Here is a 1433-nt window from a genome sequence, read left to right on the forward strand (position 1 = left end):
GGTCAAGTCCCGTGAGGTGGTGTGCGAGATCGTCGCGTGATTCCTCGTGTCGGGTTATGCGGTCAACGCCGGTGCCACCTCCTCCGTCGGTTCGGTGACAGTCTCTGCAAGCTGGTTGTTGCTGCGAGAACGGGCGAGGACGTCGAGTCCGAGATAGCGACGCCCTTCGATCCACTCGTCGTGCTGCTCCGCCAGCACCGCTCCGACCAGTCGGATCAACGCAGTCCGGTCGGGAAAGATCCCGACCACATCGGTTCTGCGACGGATCTCCTTGTTCAGCCGCTCCTGCGGATTATTGGACCAGATCTGCCGCCAGATCTGCTTCGGAAACGTAGTGAACGCCAGCAGGTCCACTCGCGCAGCGTCGAGATGCTCCGCCACCTTCGGTAGCTTCGACTCCAAGGCGTCGATCACCCGGTCATACTGCGCATGAACGGAATCGGCGTCGGGTTGGTCGTAGACCGAATGCAGCAGGGTCTTCACCCAGGGCCACGACGTTTTCGGGGTCACCGCCATCAGGTTGGTCGAGTAATGCGTCCGGCATCGCTGCCACGAAGCACCGGGCAAGGTCGCGCCGATCGCTCCGACCAGGCCTACGTGCGCATCGGAGGTCACCAGCTGCACCCCGGACAGTCCTCGGGCGACTAGACCGCGGAAGAAGGCCATCCAGCCGGCACCGTCCTCGGCAGAGGTGACATCGACACCGAGGATTTCGCGGTAGCCGTCGGCGTTGACGCCGACCGCCACCAGGGCGTGAACGTTGACGACACGGCCGTTCTCCCGGACTTTGAGCACCAGGGCATCGGCGGCGACGAACGTATAGGGACCGGCATCGAGTGGCCGGTTCCGGAACGCTTCAACCTGCTCGTCGAGCTCTTTCGCCATGACGCTGACCTGCGACTTCGACAACGAGGTGATCCCCAACGTGTCGACAAGTTTCTCCATCCGTCGGGTGGACACCCCGAGCAGATAGCAGGTCGCCACCACCGTGGTCAGAGCCCGTTCGGCACGTTTGCGGCGTTGCAGCAACCAGTCGGGAAAATACGATCCTTGTCGCAGTTTGGGGATCGCCACGTCGAGAGTGCCGACACGAGTGTCGAAATCCCGATGCCGGTAGCCATTGCGGACGTTGACGCGTTCGTCGGAGCGCTGGCCGTAGCCGGCGCCGCACAACACGTCGGCTTCGGCGCTCATCAGGGCGTCGATGAACACCGACAGCAACTCGCGCAGCAGGTCAGGGCTGGCGCCGGTGAGTCGGTCTTCGACAAGCTGGCGCAGGTCGATATCGTGGGCAGTGGTCATCGCGTGCTCTTTCGTCGAGTCGAGTTGGTAGCTCTCTCGAAGAATCACGCGGTGACCGTCTTTCGTTCGGTTACGACACGCCCGCAGTGTCATTCGGCTGCGGTTCGTACACCATCTTCATGGACGCAACC

General features: G+C 62.7%; 1 protein-coding gene. It reads right to left on the reverse strand.

All coding sequences use genetic code 11. The annotated features are described in order from the left end of the window. Positions 1-54 precede the first annotated feature (54 nt). Positions 55-1302: an IS256 family transposase gene (locus PV766_RS24025; RefSeq protein ID WP_421098122.1), complete on the reverse strand. Its 1248-nt coding sequence runs from the start codon at positions 1300-1302 to the stop codon at positions 55-57. Positions 1303-1433: the final 131 nt, after the last annotated feature.

This window comes from Rhodococcus sp. As11 (genome assembly GCF_048957735.1).
Lineage (GTDB): Bacteria > Actinomycetota > Actinomycetes > Mycobacteriales > Mycobacteriaceae > Rhodococcus > Rhodococcus gordoniae.